The organism is Paraburkholderia franconis (assembly GCF_009362735.1).
Taxonomy (GTDB): Bacteria; Pseudomonadota; Gammaproteobacteria; order Burkholderiales; family Burkholderiaceae; genus Paraburkholderia; species Paraburkholderia franconis.
In genome coordinates, this window is record NZ_WHNP01000002.1 from 240516 (window position 1) to 263486 (window position 22971).

Genomic DNA, 22971 nt, shown 5'->3' on the forward strand with positions numbered 1-22971 from the left:
AGCTATAGTCCACGCATTCTTCAGCATAGTGCGAGATTCCCGATGATGCTGTCCCAGGTGGAGGCGATGCGCGACCAGTTGCGCCCGTCCGAACGCAAGCTCGCCGACTACGTGATCGAAGCGCCGCGCGAAGTGCTCGATCTGTCGATGACGGAAGTCGCGGCGCGCGCGGGCGTGAGTCAGCCGACCATCGCGCGCTTCTGTCATGCGCTCGGATTTTCCGGCTTCCGCGAGTTCAAGATCCGGCTCGCGCAAGGCATAGCCACGGAGGTGCCCGCCGTCTATCGCGATGTTCGGCCCGACGAGCCTGCGCCGGGTGTCGCCGCGAAGGTGCTCGACCGGACGATCGGCGCGCTGATCCAGGTGCGCAACAATCTGTCGACTGACAGCGTGGCAGCTGCAATCCAAGTGCTAGCGCACGCGAAACGCATCGAGTTCTACGGCGCGGGCGGTTCGGGCATCGCAGCGCTCGACATGCAGCACAAATTCTTCCGGCTCGGCATGCCGAGCGTCGCGTATTCCGATCCGCATACGTTTCTGATGTCGGCGGCGCTGCTGGGCGAAGGCGATGTCGTCGTGGCGATTTCGAACACGGGCCGCACGCGCGACATCATCGATGCGGCAAAGTCCGCGCTTGCAGCAGGCGCGAAAGTGATTGCGGTCACGCATGGGAACTCGCCGCTGGCGCGGATCGCGTCGATTGGCCTGTTCGCCAATGTCGACGAAGACACCGACATCTTTTCACCGATGACGTCGCGCACATCGCATCTCGCGATCGGCGATATCCTGGCGGTCGGCGTCGCGCTTCAGCGAGGGCCGGATCTGGCGGAAAAACTGGCGGGCGCGAAGGATCTGATCGCGCAGCGAAGAGTTGTGACGTAGCGGAACGCTTGCGGGTTTGCGTTGACGTGTGGCCGTTTGGCGGACCCGTGCCGAGAAGCGACGGAAGGCGAGACTGAATTCATGCTCGCGTAGCGTTGATGATCGGAAGGGCCGGCGTATGGGGGCGTATGTGTCCCGGGACGAAGCTGGTAGTACGCGTCGAATTGAACGCGCGTGAATCGCAAAGCCAGCTCAAAATGCAAAACGGGCTCCCGAAGGAGCCCGTTTCGTTTGAAGCGTACTGCTTGTGAAGGCAGCGCTCAGGCGGCCATTACTGCACCGCCCTCGCGCTCACCTCCCGATGCTTACCACTGATACGACGCACCGGCACCGACCGTCGTGCCCTGCGCGCTGATGCCTGCGCCGAGCTTGACCTTGATGTTCTGCGTGATGCGTGCCGAAGCACCCAGTGCAGCGGCCTGATAGCCGTGGTACGAACCGCCGCCGACACCGACCGCGATCGTCTTGCCCTGATCGACGTCCGGAATCATCGTCAGCGCCGTTCGTCACCGTGTTGTTGATATTGGCGACGTTGTTGTTCGTGTTGGCAAGATTGTTCGCCACGTTCGAAACGTTGTTCGAAACATTGCTGATGTTGTTGTTCAGCGTGCCCAGCGCCGTATCCACCGTGCTGAACGCCGAACCGATGTTCGTCGCGGCGCCCGAAGTGCCGTCGATCGCGTTCGCGTTCGTGAGCGCATAGCTCGGCGCGCTGATCGCACCAATGGTCGAGTTGTACACTGAGCTGCCGCCCAGTGCCGCTGCCGTCGCTGCACCTTCCGAGTTCACCTTCGCGTCTTCCGACTGCAACTGGCTCACGTTCACCGCGTCCGTACCGTTCAGACCGGCTGCGACGTTCGTGATGCGGCGCTCCCCGCCCGCAGTGCCCATCGACACTTCGCCCGCAGCCGTGGCCGCCGACAAGGTACCGCTGCCCGGGTTGTAGCCGGACATGCCGAGGGTCGCGGAGTTGGCGACCGCGTGGTAGCCCAGTGCCACCGAATTCGTCGTCGTCGCATTCGCGCCCTCGCCGAGCGCGGTCGAGTTGGTTCCCGTCGCACGGGTGAACGCGCCCAATGCCGTTGACTGGTCGCCCGTTGCCGACGATTGCGATCCTATCGCCGATGCATAGTTGCCCGACGCGGTCGAACCCGTGCCGATAGCGTCGGTCGCCCAGTTCGAGGCCGTCGCCCAGGTACCCAGTGCGAGTCCCTGCGAGGTCGAGGCGTCCGACTTCCCGGCAACGCTGCCAAAACCGATTGCGATATTCGCGCCGGTGCTGTTCGCATATGCGCCATACGCAGTCGCGTTTCCACCAATCGCAATGGCTCCCACGCTGTTGGTTGCGCCCGCGACGGTCGTCGCATTGTTGCCGATTGCCACGTCCGACGTAAAGGCGGCAGTCGCTGCCGGGCCAACCGCCACGGAGTTGCCGCCCGCAGCCAACGAACTATAGCCCACGGCCAATGCATAGTTCTGTGTTGCCCTGGCAGCCGTGCCTACTGCAACTGAACTGGTTCCCGATGCAGTGGCCCATCCACCCAGCGCATCCGCAGCCTGCGCTGAGGCAGTTGCGCCGTTACCGACAGCCAGCGCATCCGTACCGGAAGAAACGGTGTGAGCAGTTACACTGCCACCCACACCAATCGCAATTGATCCTATGCCGGCTGAGCTTGCGGTGTTACCTATGGCCATCGCGCCATTGGTTCCTGTTACCGTCCCTCCATCCACACTGCCTGCAAATGCGACGCCCGCATGCACTGCCGACAAGACAGCCAAAGCTACGACGGTCATCGACCGAGACTTCTTCTTGCGTCCCTTCGCATTTTCCTGCGCCGCCACCTAAGTCCCAGTCGTTTCATTCCAGACTGATCGGTACGCCTTGTTCATTTCGATATCCTATTCATATGAGGCAATCATCTGCCTCGAATCTGTCGTAGTGGTCTTTGATAGAAGCAATCGCGCGGACGAGCACTGATTCGTCGTGCCGCAACCCTAATGAGGTCGGGTCTTCGCCGATGGTCAGCCGTTCGACTGTCGACGGCGCAGGCTGATTTGATGTACGCAACGGAGTTAGCGCGCCATCTCAAATTTCCCGTCATCCTGAGGATGAACTTTAGAGATGCCAAACTGCGTCATGAATAAGACCAGTCTTAAGGCAACACTGATCAAGTCCACCACTGCGGCACTTTGAGCGTTATAGAGATCGGGTTCAACGGGAAATGCAGAACAGAATGAAGCAGCAGACGCTGGCGATGGCAGCCGATCAAGGAGCGGGTTTCGAGACCCACCGCAGACGCACTCAGCGCGACGAGTTTCTCGACACAATGAATGCAATCGTACCGTGGACGCAGTTGTGCGCGGTGATCGAGCCGCACTATCCGAAGCGCGGCAATGGCCGCCCGCCAATTGGCCTGGAGCGCATGCTGCGGATGCACTTTGTGCAGCACTGGTTCAATCTGGCTGACTTCGCGTGCGAAGAAGCGCTGTATGACAGCGCCAGCCTGCGCCGCTTTGTGGGGATTGACCTGGGCTGCGAACCCGTGCCCGACGCCACGACGCTGCTCAAATTCCGGCGCCTGCTGGAGACTCACAAACTGGGTGAGCAGTTGTTTGCCGAAGTGGGCCGGGTCCTTCAGGGCAGCGGCATGAAGCTCAAAAGCGGCACCATCGTGGACGCCACGATCATCGGCGCGCCGAGCTCGACAAAAAATGAGCAGAAAGCGCGCGACCCCGAGATGCATCAGACGCGCAAAGGTCGGCAATGGTATTTCGGTGCCAAACTGCATATCGGGGTGGACAGCCAGAGTGGCCTGGTGCACAGCGCGGTACTCACGCCGGCCAACGTACATGACAAGCACCCGCTGCCGCAACTGCTGCACGGGCGGGAGCAACGCGTCTACGGCGACAGCGCCTATGCGAGCCAGAAAGCGCTGATCCACAGCAAGGCGCCCAAGGCGCGCGACTTCACGAATCAGCGCACACGCCGTGCGGGCGGCGAAGTCGACGAGGTGCAGCGCGGAAAGAACCGCAACAAGTCGAAGATTCGCGCCCGTGTGGAACATGTCTTCGCCGTCGTGAAGCGACTGTGGGGATTTACCAAGGTGCGCTATCGCGGACTGGAAAAGAACGCCAACCGGGCGTTCGTCGCGCTCGCATTGGCGAACGTCTACCTGTCGCGCAGAAAACTGATGGCACTGGTACGCCCATAGTGGGCGAAAGGCGGGCGAAGTGCCCGTCCACAAGGCCCGAAAGGGCCGAAAAGCAAGGGCATAAGCTCTGCCTCATGACCTGGCGACGTTCAAATCGCCGATATGTCGTCAATTCAGTGGCTTGTTCAGCTTAGCCTTAATTCATGCGTCAAGCCATCCCTTCACCTGACAGGGAAGAGTCCTGACCTACATAGTCGATATGGCCCCAAGTGCTTCCGCTAGAAATATCGAACGAAGTCATGGGATGGCCGAAGGCACCCATCCAGGGGTAAAGGTTGAATAGTGCGGACGCCTGGGTACGCGGAAAGAAGCGGGCTGAGTGTCGTGGAACACGAACCGGCGCCATGTCGCGAACGTCGAGCGCCGCATGAGAACGCGTAGCGGCCGGAGTTGCCGCGACAGAAGCCGCAGCCGTGAGCCCACGTACAGTCGCAAAGTGCGAAGGTCGACCAGATCGCCACGAACACGGCAGCCGCCGGCGGATGGCGCTCAGGTCGGCTCAGGTGAGTCTGAGCGGACGCCGGAAACCTTCGGCACGCAGTCCCAAAAAGCAAAAAGCCCGGTTTGCCGTTTCCAGCAAACCGGGCTTTTTTATCGACGCCGCGAATCGAACAGACTTGAAAATCAGAACGGCTTGATCACCACCAGCGCAACCGCCGCGAGCAGGCCCAGAACAGGCAGCTCATTGAACATCCGATACCACTTGTCCGAGCGCCGGTTTTCACCGCGCTCGAACGTGCGCAGCAGCACGCCGCAATACGCGTGATAGATGACGAGCAACACGACCACGCCGACCTTCGCGTGGATCCAGCCCTCGCCGCTGCCGATCCCGATCACCAGCCACAGCCACAAGCCGCACGCCAGCGCCGGCACCGCGATGAGCGTCATGAAGCGAAACAGCTTGCGTGCCATGATCAACAGACGTTTCACCGCATTCGGATCGGTCTCCATCGCGAGATTGACGAAAATCCGCGGCAGATAAAAAAGCCCCGCGAACCACGAAGCGACCAGAACGATGTGAAACGTCTTGACCCACAACATCTGTGATCCTTGTTCGTTTTATGAAGGGTTATTGGCGACCTTCGCCGTGTCCCAGCACGACGTATTTCATCGATGTCAGCCCTTCCAGTCCGACAGGCCCGCGCGCATGAAGCTTGTCATTCGAAATGCCGATCTCCGCGCCGAGGCCGAATTCGAAGCCGTCGGCAAAACGCGTCGATGCGTTGACCATCACGCTCGCCGAGTCCACTTCGCGCAGGAAGCGCATCGCGCGGTCGTGGTCTTCCGTGACGATCGCGTCCGTGTGATGCGATCCGTATTCGTTGATGTGCCCGATCGCATCGTCGATGCCGTCGACCACCTTGATCGCCAGCACGGGCGCCAGGTATTCGGTGCGCCAGTCCTCCTCGGTCGCATCGACGAGCGGACTCACGCCCGCCGCCTCCAGCACGCGCCGCGCGGCCGGATCGACGCGCAGCTCCACGTCCTTGCCGCGATACAGCTTGCCGAGCGGCGGCAGCACCTCAGCCGCCACGCCGCGCGAGACCAGCAGCGTCTCCATCGTGTTGCAGGTGCCGTAGCGATGCGTCTTCGCGTTGTCGCAGACGTTCATCGCCTTCGCGATATCCGCGCGATCGTCGACATACACATGGCAGATGCCGTCGAGGTGCTTGATCATCGGCACACGGCCTTCTTCGATCAGGCGCGCGATCAGGCTCTTGCCACCGCGCGGCACGATCACGTCGACGTATTCGGTCATCGTGATCAGCTTGCCGACGGCCGCGCGATCCGACGTTTCGACCACCTGCACAGCCTCTTGCGGCAAGCCCGCCTTTTCCAGCCCTTCGCCGATCAGCTTCGCCAGCGCAGTGTTGCATTCGAGCGCCTCTGACCCGCCGCGCAGAATCGTGGCGTTGCCGGATTTGAGGCACAGCGCCGCCGCATCGATGGTCACGTTCGGACGCGATTCGTAGATGATGCCGATGACGCCGAGCGGCACGCGCATCTGGCCGACCTGGATGCCGCTCGGCCGGTACTTCAGATTGCTGATTTCGCCGATCGGATCGGGCAGCGCGGCCACTTGCCGCAAGCCTTCGACCATCGTCTTCAGCGCCTTGTCCGACAGCGTCAGGCGATCGATGAAGGCGGCGTCGTGACCCTTGTCGCGAGCGCGCGCGAGATCGCGCGCATTCGCTTCCTTGAGCGCTTGCGTCTCCCGCTCGATTGCAACTGCAACGGCTTCGAGCGCGGCGTTCTTCGCCGCCGTCGACGCCCGCGCCATCGCGCGCGATGCGTGACGCGCGCGGCGGCCAAGGTCGGTCATGTACTGGTCGATATCCATGATGATTCCCGTTTTGCCGCTTTATGCACGAAGCACGGCGGACAATTTCTGCAAGCGGAACGATGCGACGATTGTAAGACGTGTGACTACAGCGTGCTTGGCGCGGCGGCGCCGCGCCACGGACCGGGAAAGGCTGCCGGACGGCCTGGCGAGGAATCTGGAGACCACGGCGAGCGCTACTGGAGCGCGGCTCTGCGTGGCGGTCCGTCAGGCGTGCGACAGCCTACGACGGTCGGCGCATTGGCGCTGGTCGCGCCGGAGTCGGCCGACCGGGCGCGGGCCGCGTCGGCGTGGCGTGCGAGTGTGAAGCCTGCGCGCCGGCGACAACCATCGCGAGTTCGAAGAGGCCCGCCCATGGATCGGGCGGCGGGTCATTGCGATGATTGCCCGGCGTACCGCCCGACAAGCCCTTCACCTGCCGGTCGAGCTTCGCCGCCAACGCGAGCGCCTTTTCGAGCGAGGCTTCCGTCACGCGTGACAGCGCCGGCCCGACGAGCCGCTCACGCGGGCCCCATACGCGGTTCTCGCGCAGCAGCATCGCGAGCGGCTTGCCTGTTTCGACGCCGCGCTTGATCCGCAGCAGCGTGCGAATCTCCTCGACGACGGCCCACAGCACGAGCACGGCCGCCTCGCCTTCGCCCTTCAGACCGTCGAGCATGCGCGACAGCCGGCCGACGTCGCCTGCCAGCATCGCTTCGTTGAGCTTGAACACGTCGTAGCGCGCGACGTTGAGCACGGCATCGTGGATCTGCTCGAATGTCAGCGCGCCGGACGGATACAGCAGCCCGAGCTTCTGGATCTCCTGGTGCGCCGCGAGCAGATTGCCTTCGACGCGTTCAGCGATGAACTGCAACGCGCGCTTGCCGTCTTCGCCCGCCGCCACGCGCTGACCTTGTTGCGCAAGCCGCTGCCCGACCCAGTTCGGCAACTGCGCGCGCTCGACGGGATCGATTTTCAGCGCAACGCCGGCGTCGGCGAGCGCCGTGAACCACGCGGCCTTTTGCGTCGCGGCGTCAAGGCGCGGAAGCGTGACGAGCGTGAGCACGTCAGGGTTCGCCGACGCCGCGAGTGTCTTTAGCGCGTCGGCGCCTTCCTTGCCGGGCTTGCCCGTCGGGATGCGCAACTCGACGAGTTGCCGGTCGCCGAACAGCGACATCGACTGGCTCGCGCCGAGCAGCGAGCTCCAGTCGAAACCGCGCTCCACCGTGAACACCGCGCGGTCCGTAAAGCCGCTCGCGCGCGCCGCCGCGCGGATGCGGTCGCACGCTTCCTGCGCGAGCAGATGCTCGTCGCCGTACACGACGTACAGGCCGGCGAGTCCTTTCGCGAGGTGCGCTTCGAGCGCGTCAAGACGCAGTTGCATGGTTACGGATCAACGAGAGTGAAAGCGGGTCGATGCAGTCGGCGGATCAGAGCGGCGGCGGCGGCAGCGGCGCGCGCGGCGCGACGCCCGGCACTTCCTGGCCCGGCGCCGGATGCAGCGAGCGCACGACGGCGAGGCGCCGCATCAGCTGATCGACCGCATCGTTCTGCATGTCGGCGTAAAGGATGTCTGCTTCCGCAGCCTTCGCCTGCGAGAACTGATCGCTATACGTCATCGCGCGGTTCAACGCGATCGAGCTTGGCGGAATCAGCAAAGTACCGTCCGAACCTCTCAGCGTGTAGTTCAGCGAATAGTTCAGCGCGTATTCCTCGACTACGCCGAGCGAGCTCAGCGTCAGCACACCCGTTCCACGCGACTCCGAAACCACCAGGACCGCGTCGGCGTTGCTGGACGAATTCACGATCACCGTGTCGCTGCCGCCCTGCACCATCCGCGTCAGGCGCGCAGCGACGGGCGGCGTCGCGCCCGTGATGGCGAGGCGCTTGAACGCATAGTTCTGCTGGCCGCGCAGCTGGAAGCCGCACGCGGACAGCAGCACCGCGCTGCACGCCAGGGTCAAAAACGATCTGCGGTCCACATGGGCTCCTGGTTCGCAGTTAAAGCGCAATCGCCACCGATCGGCACCAACCGGCACATTCGGCGCGGCCGTCAGACGACGACGTTCACGAGGCGGCCGGGCACGACGATGACCTTCTTCGCCGGCTTGCCTTCGCTGAACTTCGCGAACATCTCGTGCGCGAGGGCAGCGGCTTCGATCGCTTCGCGCGACGCGTCCTTGGCGATCGTCACGGCGCCACGCACCTTGCCGTTCACCTGCAGCACGAGCTCGATCTCGCTTTGCTCCAGCGCCTTTTCGTCGACCTTCGGCCACGGCGCATCGAGCAGCGTGCCGAATTCGTCCGCGTAGCCGAGTTCCTGCCAGAGCTGGAACGTGACGTGCGGCACGACCGGGTACAGCACGCGCAGCAGCACGCCGTAGGTTTCGCGCAGCACGGCGGGGCTCGCGCCAGGTTGGCCACTGCGCGCACTTTCGAGCGCGTTGAGCATCTTCATCGCCGCCGACACGACCGTGTTGTACTGCAGACGCTGATAGTCGAAATCGGCCTGCTTCAGCACGCCGTAGATTTCGCGGCGCAGCGTCTTCTCCGTATCGGCGAGCTTCGCGGCATCGAACGATGCGCGCTCGCGCAGCGCCACTTCGTTCGCCTGGCCGAACGCCCAAACGCGGCGCAGGAAGCGGCTCGCGCCTTCGACGCCCGCGCCCGACCACTCGAGCTGCTGCTCGGGCGGCGCGGCGAACATCGTGAAGAGACGCGCGGTGTCGGCACCGTACTGGTCGATCAGCACTTGCGGATCGACGCCGTTGTTCTTCGACTTCGACATCTTCTCGACGCCGCCGAGCTCGACGGGCTGGCCGTCGGCGTTCAGCGTCGCGCCGATCGGGCGGCCCTTGTCGTCGTGCGTGACGGTGACGTCGGCCGGGTTGTACCAGGTCTTCTTGCCCGCTTCGTTTTCGCGGTAGTACGTTTCGTTGAGCACCATGCCCTGCGTGAGCAGGTTCTTCGCCGGCTCGCCGAACTTCACGATGCCCAGATCGCGGCAGACCTTTGCCCAGAAACGCGAGTACAACAGGTGAAGAATCGCGTGCTCGATGCCGCCGATGTACTGGTCCATCGGCATCCAGTGATCGGTGCGCTCGTCGACCATCGTCTTCGCGTCGGGTGCGGCGTAGCGATAGAAGTACCAGGACGAATCGACGAACGTGTCCATCGTGTCGGTTTCGCGCTTCGCGGCCGCGCCGCACTTCGGACACGTGCAGTTTAGGAACGCTTCCGACTTCGCGAGCGGATTGCCCGTGCCGTCCGGCACGAGGTCTTCCGGCAGCACGACGGGCAGATCCTTCTCGGGCACGGGCACGTCGCCGCACGACGGGCAGTGGATGATCGGGATCGGCGTGCCCCAGTAGCGCTGGCGCGAAATGCCCCAGTCGCGCAGACGCCACGTGACCTGCTTGTCGCCGAGGCCGAGCGCCTTGAGATCGGCGGCGATCGCATCGACGGCTTCCTGATAGTTCAGGCCGTCGTACTTGCCGCTGTTGACCAGCACGCCATTTTCCTTGTCGCTGTACGACTCCTGCCATGCGTCCGTCGAGAACGGCTGGCCTTCGACGGCGACTACCTGCTTGACGGGAATGCCGTACTTCTTCACGAACGCGAAGTCGCGCTCGTCGTGCGCCGGCACGCCCATCACCGCGCCTTCGCCGTAGCTCATCAGCACGTAGTTGCCGATCCACACCTCGACCTTTTCCTGCGTCAGCGGATGCGTGACGTAAAAGCCCGTCGGCATGCCCTTCTTTTCCATCGTCGCCATGTCGGCTTCGGCGACGCCGCCGTGCTTGCACTCGTCGATGAACGGCAGCAGCTCGGGCTTGTCTTGCGCGAGACGCGTGGCGAGCGGATGCTCGGCGGCGACCGCGCAGAACGTCACGCCCATGATCGTGTCGGCGCGCGTCGTGAACACGCGCAAGAGCTTCTGCTCGCCGTCGATTTCGTACGGGAAGCCGAAGTTCACGCCATAGCTCTTGCCGATCCAGTTCTGCTGCATGATCTTCACGCGCTCGGGCCAGCCGAGGCCGTCGAGATCGTTCAGCAGTTCATCCGCGTACTGCGTGATGCGCATGTAGTACATCGGGATTTCGCGCTTTTCCACGAGCGCGCCCGATCGCCAGCCGCGGCCGTCGATCACCTGTTCGTTCGCGAGCACGGTCTGATCGACGGGGTCCCAGTTCACGGTGCCCGTCTTCTTGTACGCGATGCCCTTCTCCAGCATCTTCAGGAAGATCCACTGGTTCCACTTGTAGTAGTCCGGGCTGCACGTGGCGACCTCGCGCGACCAGTCGATCGCGAGACCCATCGACTGCATCTGCTTCTTCATATACGCGATATTGTCGTACGTCCACTTCGCGGGCGGCACGCCGTTGGCCATCGCGGCGTTCTCGGCGGGCATGCCGAACGCGTCCCAGCCCATCGGCATCAGCGTGTTGTAGCCGTTCATCCGCAGATAGCGGTACATCACGTCGTTGATCGTGTAGTTGCGTACGTGCCCCATATGCAGCTTGCCCGACGGATACGGCAGCATCGAAACGCAATAGAACTTCGGCTTGTCGGCCTTTTCCGTCGTTTTGTACGCGTCGCTGGCGCGCCATTGTCCTTGCGCGGCGGATTCGACGTCGGAGGGAACGTATTTTTCGTGCATGGTGTGGTGGGATCGCTGGTTCGGTGCCGCTTTTCAGTGCTTCGGCACCGGCCGGTGCTCTGCGTGAAGAAATGTCTCGTCGATTCCCCGTGCGTCAAGGGGAAAGGGCTGATTATACCGTCCGGGCGGGACGACGCCGCACGCGATGCGGCGTATGCAGCGCGTTTTGCGCGCCGATTGCTCCCGATTCGATCCCGATTCGCGCTGAAAGCGAGCTTTCGACCCGGCAAGCGACGCCCTGGCGCTTACTGCGCGGCGGATGCTCCCGCTGTCGAGGGCGCTGGCTGGCCCGCGTTCGCGCCGCCTGTCGTCGCGGCGCCGGCTTTGGCATTGGCCGACGGCGGCTCGGTCACGAAGCCGATCCGCTCCAGCCCCGCCTGCTGCGCCGCGCCCATCACTTGCGCGATCACCTCGTAGCGCGTCGAGCGCTCGGCGCGCAGATGGATCTCGGGCTGCTCCTTTTGCTTGCCGGCGTCGTTGAACTGCGCGCGCATCTGCTCGACCGTGACGAGCTTGTCGTTCCAGTAGATCTTGCCTGCTGCGTCGATCGACAGCGTGATGGTTTGTGGCGTCTCGCGCGCCTCGGCGGACGCTACGCGCGGCAGATCGAGCCGGATCGCGTGCGTGAACAGCGGCGCCGTGATGATGAAAATGACGAGCAGCACGAGCATCACGTCGATCAGCGGCGTCATGTTGATGTCCGCCATCGGCGCGGCCGTCTTGTGTCTGTCGAGTCCGCCGAATGCCATGTCGTGCCTCGCTCTTTCCGTTTCAGCCTCGGCTGAGCCTAAGCCTGCGTCCGCGCGGGCGAGCGCCTGCCCTGGCCGTCACGGATCTCGGCGCGCGCGCCGTCGTGCGTCTCGCCGGCGGGCGCGCAGACATACGCATGCAGATCGTGCGCGAAGCCGTCGAGTTCCTCCGACAACTGCCGCACCATCCGTCCGAGCACGTTATAGGCGAGCACGGCGGGAATCGCGACGACCAGGCCGAACGCTGTCATGATGAGCGCTTCGCCGACGGGCCCCGCGACGTTTTCGATCATCGCCTGCCCGCTCGACGCGATGCTGCCGAGCGCGTGATAGATGCCCCACACGGTACCGAGCAGCCCGACGAACGGCGCGGTGCTGCCCACCGACGCCAGCAGCACCTGCCCGAACTCCAGCCGCCGTTGCGAGCGATGCAGCGCCTGGCGCAGCGCCCGCAGCACGCGTTCGCTGCGCTCGACGCGCGCGAGCAGCGCGCCCGGCATCTCGACTTCCGACGCCTGCAACGCCGCTTCCGCCAACGGAGAAAAGATATGCTCGCGATCGGCGAGCCGCAGCGCGGCGACGCCATCGGCGAGCGTCGGCGCCTGCCAGAAAAGCGCAATGGCGCGCGGCCCTTGGCGCTTCGCGCGTCCGAGCATCCAGCTTTTGACGATCAGGAAACACCAGCTCGCAATCGACATCGCCAGCAGCACGTACGCGACGCCATGCGTGATGGCGTCGCTGGATTGCAGGTAGTGGATGATGCCGGAGTTTGCCATCGGACCTCGCCGTACGCCTCGGCCACGAGTGCCCCGGCGCGTGAGAACAGGCTACGGGCGCCTAGCGAAGGCCGAGCACGTCCTGCATGTCGAACAGGCCGTTCCGATGGCCTTGCAGGAAACGTACCGCACGCAGCGCGCCTTGTGCATACGACAGACGGCTTGCCGATTTGTGCGTAATCTCGATGCGCTCGCCGATTCCCGCGAACAGCACCGTGTGATCGCCGACGATATCGCCGCCGCGAATCGCCGAAAAGCCGATCGTCGACGGATCGCGTTCGCCCGTCACGCCTTCGCGCGCGTACACCGCGCAGTCTTCGAGCTTGCGGCCTAGCGCTTTCGCCACCACTTCACCCATCGTCAACGCGGTGCCCGACGGCGCGTCCACTTTATGACGGTGATGCGCCTCGATGATTTCGATGTCGTAGCCCTGCGAGAAATGTGGCGCGACGAATTCGAGCAGCTTCATCGTTACATTCACGCCGACGCTGAAGTTCGACGCGAACACGATGGCGATTTTTTCCGCCGCCGCGCGAATGTGCGCCTTTTGCGCGTCGTCGAATCCCGTCGTGCCGATCACGAGCTTCGTGTTCGTGCGCAGCGCTGCGTCGATGTGCGCGATCGTGCCTTCGGGGCGCGTGAAATCGATCAGATAGTCGGATTGCGCGAGCACGGCGTCGATATCGTCCGAGATCGGCACGCCCGTCTGCTTGCCCAGAAACGCTCCGGCGTCCTGACCGAGTTGCGGCACGCCTTTCCGATCGAGCGCGCCGGAGAGCGTCGCGTCGGGATCGTTGAGGACGGTTTCGATGAGCATCCGGCCCATGCGGCCCGATGCGCCAGCGATGGCAATTTTCATGGGTAATCCAGCAAACGGCGCCGTCGAACGGCGCCATCGGGTTGCGCCGGCAGTTGCGCTGTCAGTTGATCCGAGAGGCAGCGCGCCGGCCAGCGATCAAGGAAACGAAGCGAGCAACGGACACTCGTGCATGCGCCGGAATATCGCGCGGCGACGCCATGCAATGAACCAAAGCTGCCGTGCATCGCGGCGAGACGCATGACGGGCGAAGGTACCGCCCGTCATGTTACGGACAACGGAATCAGCCGCCCGTTCCCGTGTTGGTCTGGGACGAACCCGGCGATGACGCGACGGGCGCGTCTTTGGCCTGTCCATTGTTGCTTTGCGGGCCGGTCGGACCGACGGGGTTGTCCTTCGGCACACCCTGGATCTGCGGAGGCGGCGGACGCGTGAAGCGGAACTGCGGCTGGCCCGGCTCCGTCGAGTTCTGCGGTACGCCGCCATTCGACTGCGGCGTACCCGCGCGCACCGACGGCGTCGTGCCGGGCGCCGGTGCCTGCACGGCATTGGTCAGGCGGTTCGCAGCCTGCGCGGCCTGCGCGTTCGGATCGACGGCGGGCAGATTGCCGGCCTGCGCGGCGTCGGACATGGACGAGCGCGCCGTATCGGGCGTCGACACGGGCGCCGATGCTGCCGCAACGGGCGCGCTCGCCGCACCCGCAGCGCTCGCGGCGGCAGGCGCTACTGCCACTTTCTTGCCCGTGCGGTCGCCGTCGATATCGGCGAGCAGTTCGAGGTTCGACGGCAGATCTTCGCCGCCCGACCAGCTCGCGACGCGATCGCCCGAGAAGTTCACGATGAAATCACGCTGCTGGACGATCGAGGTCGAACCGCGCTTGAAGTAGAAGACGTAGTCCCAGCGGTCGGCGTGGAACATGTCGGTCAGAAGCGGCGTGCCGAGCACCTGTTTCACCTGTGCACGCGACATGCCGACCTGCATCTGCGAGGCCATTTCCTTCGACACGAAGTTGCCCTGAACCACGGTAATGCGGTACGGCGTGATGCTTTGGGCAACGCGTTGCGTCAGGCTGTCGTACGTGGAACATCCAGCAAGAAGCGCCGCAGCCGCAGCGACGATCAAGGTGCCCCGCATGCGGCTCCCCCGGTTGATCAATAGAGCTTTTGGAATCATTTCCCTCACCGTGCGGGGCTTCCCGAGCCGCGCGAGTTTCCGTCGAAGATGACCTCAACAGCAATTCACATTACTATTAGAACCTTGCATTGTACTCTAGGGATCCCTTGCCATGACCAATCCAACCGATCTGAAAAATATCGGACTCAAGGCGACCCTACCGCGCCTCAAGATTCTGGAGATCTTTCAGCACAGCCCGGTGCGCCATCTGACCGCCGAAGATGTCTACCGCAACCTGCTGCATGAAGAGCTGGATATCGGGCTCGCCACGGTGTATCGCGTGCTCACGCAGTTCGAGCAGGCGGGACTGCTGTCGCGCAGCAATTTCGAGTCGGGTAAAGCCGTTTTTGAGCTGAACGAAGGGACGCATCACGACCATCTGGTGTGCATCGACTGCGGCCTGGTCGAAGAGTTTTTCGACCCTGAAATCGAGAACCGCCAGCAGGCGATCGCGAAGGAACGCGGCTTCAAGCTGCGGGAACACGCGCTCGCGCTGTATGGCGCGTGCACGAAGGACAAGTGCCCGCATCGCAAGCACTGATGGGCGTCGGGCCGCGATCCGGGGCGCGGCCGTGTCGACCTGACCGGCAACACGCGGAAAGGCCCGGCCGATGAAAATCGGCCGGGCCTTTTGCTTTCCGATGCTCATGGGAAGCGAGCGAGGCAAGCGAACGCCTTAAACGGCAACGGTCTCGAGCGACTCCCGTTCGAGACGCCACACTTGCGGCAACGGCACTTCGTCACAGTTGGGCCCTTCACCGCCGCGATCGACAACCAGGAAATCGCTCACGCGCTCCAGCGCCAGCAGCGGATGATGCCAGACGCCCTTCGCGTAGTTGACGCCCTGCCAGCCGCGCGTCGAGAACGCTCTGAGCTTCGTCGGGTCGAGTTCGCCGGCTGGCGCGACGACGATCAGATACGGCGTATCCGACAACGGCACGAACGCCTGGCTGCCCAGAGGATGCCGCTCCATCATCACGATATCGATCGGCCATGAGCGCGGCTGCGCGCGAAACACGTTGATCAGCGGACGGCCGCCCTGCGTGCTCACGTCCACTTTCGCGAGATCGTGATAGCGCTCGGTCGTGCCTTCGTTGATCGGATAATGCCGCGCGCCTTCCAGCTCGACCACGTCGCCGAAGGGGGCAAACGCTTCGCGCGTCAGGCGCTCGATGCGCAATGTGTTCATGGCCTTCTCCGTGAGTCCTGCTGACCTGTTCAGTGTGCCTTATTCGATCTCGCCCCACAGACGCAGACGCGACACGCCGCCGTCCGGATAGATGTTGAAGCGCACGTGCGTGACAGGGCCGAGCGCGGCCAGTTCGGCGCTGAACGTGTGGACGCTGTCCATTTGCAGCTTCTGTTCCGGCAGGAGGACCGGCCAGAACATCGCCTGCGTGACAAGCGAATCGTCGGTGCCGCCCGCAACGGACGCCGCCTGCAGCGAACAGCGGTCCGGGAAATTGCCCTTGAAGTGCGCCGTATCCACTTCGACCTTGCGGATCACGCCGGGACGCGCAAGCGCGACGATCGCCCAGTCGTTGCCCGGTTCGCGGCGGCGCCGCGTTTCCCAGCCGTCGCCCATGTTCACGCCGCGTCCCGGCATCAGCATCTGCGATGCCGGCCCGAAGTGCTGGTTGTTCGCGGCTACCAGGTACGCACCGTTTTCGATCGCGGCCAGATCGATTAGCGTGCCGCGTTCGATCCGCTCCCAGTCGCGCTTCGGCTGCCCATAGACGCGCAGCCGCGCGAGTCCGCCGTCCGGATACAGATTCACGCGTAGATGCGTGAACGCGCGTGCATCGCTGACTTCGATGTAGTGATGCTGATTGCCCTGCAGCGTCGCCGCGGGGACGATGGTTTGCCAGTCGGCGTGATCGGCGGGCACGTCGCCGTCGGAGTAGCAGGCTTCGATCGACGCGGCCGGCGGGAAATTGCCCGTGAAGTGGCTCGTGTCGAGATCGACGCCGTGCACGATTCCCGGCCGCGCCAGCCGCACGACGCAGTAGTCGTGGCCCGTCGTGCGCTTGCGGCGCGTCTCCCAGCCGTCCATCCATTTGCCGTGGTCGTCGTACTTGCCGGGGATGAACACCGCCGGCTGCGGGTCGAGCATGCGCTCTTTCGGCGCGAAGAATTCGTCGCTGGCGAAGAGCGCCTTGGCGCCCAGACGCGGGTCGGCAAGATTCATGTAGCGGCGCGTGAAGGTGGGTGCGTTAGGATCGAGAATCGGATTGGCCATGATCGGTTCGTTCAGTCTTCAGTCGAGTGAGTGAGTTGGCGGCGGACGTTCGGAGCCCGCCGCCGCTGCCATTGATGGTCGGTCAGATGGCGGAAAGCGTTGTCATACGGCGTGCGCGGGATTCGCGTGGCCCGCTTCTTCGCCGAGGTCGGTGACGGTCGGTACGAAGCGATAGTCGCTGTCGAAATTCAGCACGCGGCGCGCGCGCGCCTTGTCGATGTCGTTTTCCCATACGCCGACGATCACCGTCGCGACGCAGTTGCCGATCAGATTCGTCAGCGCGCGGGCGATGCCGACAAACCAGTCGACAGGCAGGATCAGCACGAGGCCGAGCACGGGGATCGCGGGAATCGCGGAGAGCGTCGCCGCGAGAATCACGATCGCGGAGCCGGGGATGCCATGCGCGCCCTTCGACGTAATCAGCGATACCAGCACGACGACGATCAGATCGTGCATCGACAGCGGCGTGTTCGTCGCCTGCGCGATGAAGATGACGGCTAGCGTCAGATAGATCGAGAAGCCGTCGAGGTTGAACGAGTAGCCGGTCGGAATCACGAGGCCGACGGTCGAGTCCTTCACGCCCATCCATTCGAGCTTGCGCATGATCTGCGGCAGCACGGCGTCCGACGAAGCGGTGCCGAGCACGATCGACAGCTCTTCACGCAGGTAGCGGATCAGCTTGAAAACGCTGAAGCCGGCGAGGCGCATCACGACGCCGAGCACGACCGTGACGAACACGATGCAGCTCGCGTAGAACACGACGACGAGCATGCCGAGCTGCTTCAGCGACGCGACGCCATACGTGCCCGTCGTGAACGCGATCGCGCCCAGCACGCCGAGCGGCGCCAGCTTGATGATGAAGCTCATCACGCGGAAGAACACCTGCGCGAGTTCGTCGATCAGGCCGTTGACGCGCTGCACGCGAGGTCCGAGCAGCGACAGCGCGGAGCCCACCAGCACGGAGAACACAAGAATTTGCAGGATGTCGCCCTTCGCGAACGCGTCGATCGCGGTGTCGGGGATGATCTTCAGCAGAAACGCCGCCGTGTCTTTCAGGCTCTTGGCGTGCTCGGTGTAGGTGGCGAGCGACGCGGCATCGAGCGAGTGCAGATCGACGTTCATGCCAACGCCCGGCCGCGTCACGTACGCAAGCACCGCGCCGATCACGAGCGCGATCGTCGTCATGATTTCGAAGTAGACGACGGCCTTCAGGCCGACGCGCCCGACCTTCTTCAGATCGCCGGCGTGCGCCATCCCGCTGACGACGACGCAGAACACGATGGGTCCGATCACCATCTTGATCAGCTTGAGAAAGCCGTCGCCCAATGGGCGCAGCGACTGCGCGAAATGCGGAAACAGCGCGCCGATCACGATGCCCGCCACAAGAGCGATCACCACCCGGCCAAACAGCGAATTGAAGAACTTCAACACGGCTTTCTCCCGATCACGAGTTGGGTCTACAGTACGATCTGCCGCCACCTGTTCATACTGGTCCGACCAGTACTGTTATGGCGAATAGTAGGAAGCCGATATAGTTGGGTCAAGGATTCCGAGACCGGTGTTTACCCGATCTGGTCTGACCGGACTTCTCGCCCGAAACTTGCGTCAGCGGAGCGGGTTGCGACGATTTCTCGTAGTCGTTCTACAATGCTGGTCAGACCGCACCAAACCGCCGACGCCATCATGAAGAACGTCCCGCACACCGTCACCGACGCTGCTATCGCGACGATCCGCGAGAGGATCGAAGGCGGCGCTTATCCCGTTGGGAGCCTGTTGCCGGCGCAGCGGCAATTGTCGGAGGAACTGGACATCAGCCGGGCTTCGTTGCGCGAGGCGCTGTCGACGCTCGAAGCGCTCGGCATGCTGACGATCCGTCCCGGCAAAGGCGTGTATGTGCAGTCGACGAAGGCATCGTCCGCGCATCCGTGGCGTTTCGCGGACCAGTCGTCGCTGCCGGACACGTATCAGATGCGTTTCGCGCTGGAAGGCTTCGTTGCGCGCATGGCGGCGCTCGCGATCGGCGACGACGACGTCGAATGGTTCGAGGACAACATCGCCGCGCTGCATGCCGCGCTCACCGACGGCGAACTGGACGAGGCCGCGCAGCTCGACTTCGACTTTCACATGCGCATCGTGAATATCGCGGGCAACGCGGCCATCGAATCGATTCTGCGCAGCAGCGCCGACATCATGAAAGAGAGCCAGCGCATGCCGTTCTATCGGCGCGAGCTGGTGCTGTCGACGTATCACGAGCATCGCGCGATTCTCGATGCGCTGAAGGCGCGTGATCCGCACGCGGCCGGCAAGGCGATCGAGAAGCACATCGCGAACGCGGCGCAGCGCGCGGGCGTGTATTTTCCGACGCCGCATGCGTGAGCTGAGAGCGCGCCTGAACAGGCCGCTCGCAAAGCTGCGAGCATAAAAAAAGCCGCTCCGAAGAGCGGCTTTTTTGCGTCATCAACACAGCGAGGAGTGCTTACTTCGCGTTCGCGAGAGCAACCGCCGTGTCCAGCATGCGGTTCGAGAAGCCCCACTCGTTGTCGTACCAGCTCGACACCTTCACCAGACGGCCCGACACCTTGGTCAGCGTCGCGTCGAACGTCGACGAAGCCGGATTGTGGTTGAAGTCGATCGAGACCAGCGGCGCCGAGTTGTAGCCGAGGATGCCCTTCAGCGCGCCTTCCGACGCTTCCTTCATGATCGCGTTGACTTCATCGACGGTCGTGTCGCGCTTGGCGATGAACGACAGGTCGACGATCGACACGTTGATGGTCGGGACGCGGATCGCGTAGCCGTCCAGCTTCCCGTTCAGTTCCGGCAGCACGAGGCCGACAGCCGATGCAGCGCCCGTCTTCGTCGGGATCTGGCTGTGCGTGGCCGAGCGCGCGCGGCGCAGGTCTTCGTGGTACACGTCGGTCAGAACCTGGTCGTTCGTATACGCGTGGATCGTGGTCATCAGACCCGTTTCCAGACCGATCTTGTCATTCAGCGGTTTAACCAGCGGCGCGAGGCAGTTCGTCGTGCACGATGCGTTCGAGATGACCGTGTGTTCGGCCTTCAGCGTGTTGTGGTTCACGCCGTAGACGATCGTCGCGTCGACGTCCTTGCCGCCCGGCGCCGAGATGATCACCTTCTTCGCGCCGCCCTTCAGGTGGGCGCTCGCCTTTTCCTTCGTCGTGAAGAAACCCGTGCATTCCATCACGACATCGACGCCCAGTTCGCCCCACGGCAGTTCAGCCGGGTTGCGGTTGGCCAGCACGCGGATCTTGTCGCCGTTGACGATGAGGTTCTCGCCGTCGACGGTCACTTCGCCCGGGAACTTGCCGTGCGCCGTGTCGTACTGCGTCAGATGCGCGTTGGTCTTGGCGTCGCCAAGGTCGTTGATCGCGACGATCTCGAGGTCGTGCTTCTTGCCGTTCTCATAAAAGGCGCGCAGCGTATTGCGGCCGATCCGGCCATAGCCGTTGATTGCGACACGAATCGTCATGTTCTATCTCCTGATGGCTGAAAAAATTCTTCCTTGATGCCGCGGCTAACACGCGAAGCCCGCTGCGCGCACTTGATGGCGGCAGCGCGCGGCGGGCAATTCGCGTCAGCCGAGCGCCGCCTTGGCCGTCGCGACCACATGCTCGACGGTAAAGCCGAAATGCTTGAACAGCACGCCTGCCGGGGCCGACTCGCCGAACACGTCGATACCGACGACGCCGCCTTCCAGACCCACGTACTTGCGCCAGAAATCCGTCACGCCCGCTTCGATCGCGACGCGGCGCACGCCGTGCGGCAGCACGCGCTCGCGGTACGCGGCGTCCTGCTTGTCGAAGGTCGTGGTGGAGGGCATCGACACGACGCGTGCCGCGATGCCTTCACGCGCGAGCGCCTCGACCGACTTCATCGCCAGTTCGACTTCGGAGCCCGTCGCGATCAGGATGATCTTGCGCGCGACGATCTCGTCGTTCCAGTCTTGCAGCACGTAGCCGCCCTTCGCGATGTTGGCGATCTGCGCATCCGTGCGCGGATTGAACGCGAGATTCTGGCGGCTGAAGATCAGGCAGGACGGGCCCTGGTGCTCGACCGCTTGCGTCCACGCGACGGCCGTCTCGACGGTATCCGCCGGACGCCATACCTGCATGTGCGGAATCAGACGCAGGCTCGCGACATGTTCGATCGACTGGTGCGTCGGACCGTCTTCGCCGAGGCCGATCGAGTCGTGCGTGAACACGAAGATGGACGGCGACTTCATCAGCGCGGCGACGCGCAGCGCGTTGCGGCTGTAGTCGGAGAACGTCAGGAACGTGCCGCCGAATGCCTTATGGCCACCGTGCAGCGCAAGGCCGTTGATGATCGCGCTCATGCCGAATTCGCGCACGCCGTAGTTCACGTAGCTGCCCGCAGCGCCCGTTTCGCCGACGCGCACGTACTTCGCCGCCTTCCAGTTCGTGAGGTTCGAGCCCGTCAGGTCAGCGGAGCCGCCGCACAGTTCGGGCAACACGGCCGCGAGGCCTTCGATGGCCTGCTGCGACGCCTTGCGGGTCGCGACGGTTTCGGCGCGCTCGTTCGCGCCGGCGATGATCGCATGCGCCTTTTCCGCCCAGTCGGCCGGGAGCTTGTTCGCCATGCGGCGCTCGAATTCCGCGGCTTCCTGCGGATACTTCGCGCGATACGCGGCGAACGCGCTGTTCCAGTCGCCTTCGATCTTTGCGCCCTGCTCCTTCGCGTCCCACGCTGCGTAGACTTCCTGCGGAATCACGAACGGCGGGTAGTTCCAGCCCAACTTCTCGCGCGTGGCCGCGACTTCCTTGTCGCCCAGGGCCGCGCCGTGCACGTCGTGCGTGCCTGCCTTGTTCGGCGAGCCTTCGCCGATCACGGTCTTGCAGCAGATCAGCGTCGGCTTGTCGGACTGCCTGGCCTTTTTGATGGCGGCATCGACAGCTTCGACGTCGTGGCCGATCACGCCCGGAATCACGTTCCAGCCATACGCTTCGAAGCGCTTCGGCGTGTCGTCGTGGAACCAGTGAACGACGTCGCCGTCGATCGAGATGCCGTTGTCGTCGTAGAACGCGATCAGCTTGTTCAGCTTCAGCACGCCGGCGAGCGAGCAGGCTTCGTGCGAAATGCCTTCCATCAGGCAGCCGTCGCCGAGGAACACGTACGTGTGGTGATCGACGATCTTCGCGTCAGGCTTGTTGAATTCGTTCGCGAGCAGCGACTCGGCGAGCGCCATGCCGACTGCGTTCGCAAGGCCTTGACCCAGCGGACCCGTCGTCGTCTCGACGCCCGGCGTGATGCCGTATTCCGGGTGGCCCGGCGTCTTCGAGTGCAGCTGACGGAAGTTCTTCAGCTCTTCCATCGGCAGGTCGTAGCCCGTCAAATGCAGCAGCGAGTACAGCAGCATCGAGCCATGGCCATTGGACAGCACGAAACGGTCGCGATCCGCCCAATGCGGGTTCTTCGGGTTGTGGCGCAAATGGCGCGACCACAGCGCAACGCCGATTTCGGCCATGCCCATCGGCATGCCGGGGTGTCCGGAATTCGCTTGTTGAACGGCATCCATGGCAAGCGCGCGAATCGCGTTAGCCATCAGTGAAGTGGGGGCGGGAGACGAGGTCGTCATGTCAGGTCCGGGGATTGGTCCAAAAAGCGGGGGCGCCGTTGGTGGTCCGGAAGCGCGGCGGCTGGTCGCTTTGGCGCACGATGCGGCGCCGGAAGACGCGAGGCGGGCTGAGCAAACGGACAGGGCTGCAAAGCGACACATTCTAACAGATAGCCGGACGCGACTTCCGCCATCGGCGGGCGTTTCGGGGCGATCCGACGCGCATGTTCGCGTCATTTGCCGTGGTTTTCGCGCCGTCCGCTGCCAGTCGGGCGGGGTCGTCTGCAAGGCCGGTAGTTTCCACTGACCCCACGTTGCCGCGTTTGATGACGCGCAAAACATCAAGAACTTTTGGGACGTCGGCTGAATCTTTCTGTGCTGATGCCGCGCGCGATTAACCGAATCCGCGCGCGATCATCGACGAAGCCGCAAATTGAAGGCGAACAGTCGGGTCTTCGACCCATCGTGCCGCGCCAGTCTGTCGGCACGCGACGCTCGGAAATATCGCCGCGCGATCCATTATTCGCCGTTCATCGCGCATCAGGCAGTAAA

19 protein-coding genes and 2 pseudogenes are annotated in these 22971 nt (G+C 63.7%); 4 read left to right on the top strand and 17 right to left on the bottom strand.

Annotation, left to right across the window (positions count from 1 at the left end; translation table 11 throughout):
• Positions 1 to 42: 42 nt before the first annotated feature.
• On the top strand, positions 43 to 882 hold the full coding sequence (locus tag GCT13_RS02890; protein WP_152755264.1) for a MurR/RpiR family transcriptional regulator: 840 nt from the start codon (positions 43 to 45) through the stop codon (positions 880 to 882).
• A 305-nt stretch (positions 883 to 1187) separates the two neighbouring features.
• On the opposite strand, the pseudogene GCT13_RS49040 reads toward GCT13_RS02890, so the two are convergent.
• The 3 genes and pseudogenes from GCT13_RS49040 to GCT13_RS51125 all read right to left on the bottom strand — a co-directional run.
• Positions 1188 to 1385 (bottom strand): annotated as a pseudogene (locus GCT13_RS49040) (YadA C-terminal domain-containing protein); the annotation flags it as partial.
• A gap of 307 nt (positions 1386 to 1692) precedes the next feature.
• A pseudogene (locus GCT13_RS49045) lies at positions 1693 to 2676 on the bottom strand (YadA family autotransporter adhesin); the annotation flags it as partial.
• A gap of 48 nt (positions 2677 to 2724) precedes the next feature.
• Positions 2725 to 2772: an ESPR-type extended signal peptide-containing protein gene (locus GCT13_RS51125; protein ID WP_152755366.1), complete on the bottom strand. Its 48-nt coding sequence runs from the start codon at positions 2770 to 2772 to the stop codon at positions 2725 to 2727.
• A gap of 344 nt (positions 2773 to 3116) precedes the next feature.
• On the opposite strand from GCT13_RS51125, the gene GCT13_RS02905 reads away from it, so the two are divergent.
• A complete protein-coding gene (locus GCT13_RS02905) occupies positions 3117 to 4094 on the top strand; it encodes an IS5 family transposase (protein WP_152755265.1) in 978 nt (325 codons plus the stop codon).
• 624 nt (positions 4095 to 4718) lie between these two features.
• Here the strand turns inward: GCT13_RS02905 and GCT13_RS02910 are convergent.
• The 9 genes from GCT13_RS02910 to GCT13_RS02950 form a co-directional block, all read right to left on the bottom strand.
• Positions 4719 to 5135 carry a CopD family protein gene (locus GCT13_RS02910; RefSeq protein WP_152755266.1) on the bottom strand — a complete coding sequence of 139 codons (417 nt, stop codon included), beginning with the start codon at positions 5133 to 5135 and terminating at the stop codon, positions 4719 to 4721.
• A 28-nt stretch (positions 5136 to 5163) separates the two neighbouring features.
• Complete coding sequence (locus GCT13_RS02915; protein WP_152755267.1) at positions 5164 to 6435, bottom strand: glutamate-5-semialdehyde dehydrogenase; 1272 nt, start codon at positions 6433 to 6435, stop codon at positions 5164 to 5166.
• 223 nt (positions 6436 to 6658) lie between these two features.
• Entirely contained in the window at positions 6659 to 7798 is a 1140-nt protein-coding gene (holA, locus tag GCT13_RS02920; RefSeq protein ID WP_152755268.1) for a DNA polymerase III subunit delta, read from the bottom strand.
• A 46-nt stretch (positions 7799 to 7844) separates the two neighbouring features.
• Positions 7845 to 8396: an LPS-assembly lipoprotein LptE gene (locus tag GCT13_RS02925; protein WP_321574155.1), complete on the bottom strand. Its 552-nt coding sequence runs from the start codon at positions 8394 to 8396 to the stop codon at positions 7845 to 7847.
• Positions 8397 to 8467: 71 nt separating this feature from the next.
• Positions 8468 to 11074, bottom strand: a complete 2607-nt coding sequence (leuS, locus tag GCT13_RS02930; protein WP_152755270.1) for a leucine--tRNA ligase — start codon at positions 11072 to 11074, stop codon at positions 8468 to 8470.
• A 245-nt stretch (positions 11075 to 11319) separates the two neighbouring features.
• Positions 11320 to 11823: an ExbD/TolR family protein gene (locus GCT13_RS02935; RefSeq protein ID WP_152755271.1), complete on the bottom strand. Its 504-nt coding sequence runs from the start codon at positions 11821 to 11823 to the stop codon at positions 11320 to 11322.
• Between the two features lie 38 nt (positions 11824 to 11861).
• Positions 11862 to 12599, bottom strand: a complete 738-nt coding sequence (locus tag GCT13_RS02940; protein WP_152755272.1) for a MotA/TolQ/ExbB proton channel family protein — start codon at positions 12597 to 12599, stop codon at positions 11862 to 11864.
• Positions 12600 to 12660: 61 nt separating this feature from the next.
• Entirely contained in the window at positions 12661 to 13458 is a 798-nt protein-coding gene (dapB, locus tag GCT13_RS02945) for a 4-hydroxy-tetrahydrodipicolinate reductase (protein WP_152755273.1), read from the bottom strand.
• Between the two features lie 241 nt (positions 13459 to 13699).
• A complete protein-coding gene (locus GCT13_RS02950; RefSeq protein WP_193727566.1) occupies positions 13700 to 14551 on the bottom strand; it encodes an outer membrane protein assembly factor BamE in 852 nt (283 codons plus the stop codon).
• Between the two features lie 151 nt (positions 14552 to 14702).
• Between GCT13_RS02950 and fur the strand changes: the two genes are divergently transcribed.
• Positions 14703 to 15131: a ferric iron uptake transcriptional regulator gene (gene fur, locus GCT13_RS02955; protein WP_152755275.1), complete on the top strand. Its 429-nt coding sequence runs from the start codon at positions 14703 to 14705 to the stop codon at positions 15129 to 15131.
• A gap of 135 nt (positions 15132 to 15266) precedes the next feature.
• On the opposite strand, the gene GCT13_RS02960 is transcribed toward fur, so the two are convergent.
• The 3 genes from GCT13_RS02960 to GCT13_RS02970 all read right to left on the bottom strand — a co-directional run bounded on the left by GCT13_RS02960 (position 15267) and on the right by GCT13_RS02970 (position 18260).
• A complete protein-coding gene (locus GCT13_RS02960) occupies positions 15267 to 15779 on the bottom strand; it encodes an ureidoglycolate lyase (RefSeq protein ID WP_152755276.1) in 513 nt (170 codons plus the stop codon).
• A 39-nt stretch (positions 15780 to 15818) separates the two neighbouring features.
• A complete protein-coding gene (gene alc, locus GCT13_RS02965; RefSeq protein WP_152755277.1) occupies positions 15819 to 16829 on the bottom strand; it encodes an allantoicase in 1011 nt (336 codons plus the stop codon).
• 102 nt (positions 16830 to 16931) lie between these two features.
• Positions 16932 to 18260, bottom strand: a complete 1329-nt coding sequence (locus GCT13_RS02970) for a C4-dicarboxylate transporter DctA (protein ID WP_321574156.1) — start codon at positions 18258 to 18260, stop codon at positions 16932 to 16934.
• 252 nt (positions 18261 to 18512) lie between these two features.
• Here GCT13_RS02970 and GCT13_RS02975 point away from each other — a divergent pair, with 252 nt between their 5' ends.
• On the top strand, positions 18513 to 19205 hold the full coding sequence (locus GCT13_RS02975; protein ID WP_152755278.1) for a FadR/GntR family transcriptional regulator: 693 nt from the start codon (positions 18513 to 18515) through the stop codon (positions 19203 to 19205).
• 100 nt (positions 19206 to 19305) lie between these two features.
• Here GCT13_RS02975 and gap read toward each other — a convergent pair whose 3' ends face one another.
• Together gap and tkt are read right to left on the bottom strand one after the other, a co-directional pair.
• Positions 19306 to 20316 (bottom strand): type I glyceraldehyde-3-phosphate dehydrogenase, encoded by a 1011-nt coding sequence (gap, locus tag GCT13_RS02980; RefSeq protein WP_152755279.1) that lies wholly within the window; start codon positions 20314 to 20316, stop codon positions 19306 to 19308.
• Positions 20317 to 20421: 105 nt separating this feature from the next.
• Positions 20422 to 22440 carry a transketolase gene (gene tkt, locus GCT13_RS02985; protein ID WP_152755280.1) on the bottom strand — a complete coding sequence of 673 codons (2019 nt, stop codon included), beginning with the start codon at positions 22438 to 22440 and terminating at the stop codon, positions 20422 to 20424.
• Positions 22441 to 22971 lie beyond the last annotated feature (531 nt).

What these genes read in the sequence shown, in the direction of transcription:
- GCT13_RS02905 (WP_152755265.1), top strand. Translation starts at nt 3,117, where the DNA reads ATGAAGCAGCAGACGCTGGCGATGGCAGCCGATCAAGGAGCGGGTTTC.
- GCT13_RS02940 (WP_152755272.1), bottom strand. Translation starts at nt 12,599, where the DNA reads ATGGCAAACTCCGGCATCATCCACTACCTGCAATCCAGCGACGCCATC.
- GCT13_RS02910 (WP_152755266.1), bottom strand. Translation starts at nt 5,135, where the DNA reads ATGTTGTGGGTCAAGACGTTTCACATCGTTCTGGTCGCTTCGTGGTTC.
- alc (WP_152755277.1), bottom strand. Translation starts at nt 16,829, where the DNA reads ATGGCCAATCCGATTCTCGATCCTAACGCACCCACCTTCACGCGCCGC.
- GCT13_RS02890 (WP_152755264.1), top strand. Translation starts at nt 43, where the DNA reads ATGATGCTGTCCCAGGTGGAGGCGATGCGCGACCAGTTGCGCCCGTCC.
- fur (WP_152755275.1), top strand. Translation starts at nt 14,703, where the DNA reads ATGACCAATCCAACCGATCTGAAAAATATCGGACTCAAGGCGACCCTA.
- gap (WP_152755279.1), bottom strand. Translation starts at nt 20,316, where the DNA reads ATGACGATTCGTGTCGCAATCAACGGCTATGGCCGGATCGGCCGCAAT.
- GCT13_RS02950 (WP_193727566.1), bottom strand. Translation starts at nt 14,551, where the DNA reads ATGCGGGGCACCTTGATCGTCGCTGCGGCTGCGGCGCTTCTTGCTGGA.
- dapB (WP_152755273.1), bottom strand. Translation starts at nt 13,458, where the DNA reads ATGAAAATTGCCATCGCTGGCGCATCGGGCCGCATGGGCCGGATGCTC.
- GCT13_RS02960 (WP_152755276.1), bottom strand. Translation starts at nt 15,779, where the DNA reads ATGAACACATTGCGCATCGAGCGCCTGACGCGCGAAGCGTTTGCCCCC.
- GCT13_RS02975 (WP_152755278.1), top strand. Translation starts at nt 18,513, where the DNA reads ATGAAGAACGTCCCGCACACCGTCACCGACGCTGCTATCGCGACGATC.
- GCT13_RS02915 (WP_152755267.1), bottom strand. Translation starts at nt 6,435, where the DNA reads ATGGATATCGACCAGTACATGACCGACCTTGGCCGCCGCGCGCGTCAC.
- leuS (WP_152755270.1), bottom strand. Translation starts at nt 11,074, where the DNA reads ATGCACGAAAAATACGTTCCCTCCGACGTCGAATCCGCCGCGCAAGGA.
- holA (WP_152755268.1), bottom strand. Translation starts at nt 7,798, where the DNA reads ATGCAACTGCGTCTTGACGCGCTCGAAGCGCACCTCGCGAAAGGACTC.
- GCT13_RS02935 (WP_152755271.1), bottom strand. Translation starts at nt 11,823, where the DNA reads ATGGCATTCGGCGGACTCGACAGACACAAGACGGCCGCGCCGATGGCG.
- tkt (WP_152755280.1), bottom strand. Translation starts at nt 22,440, where the DNA reads ATGACGACCTCGTCTCCCGCCCCCACTTCACTGATGGCTAACGCGATT.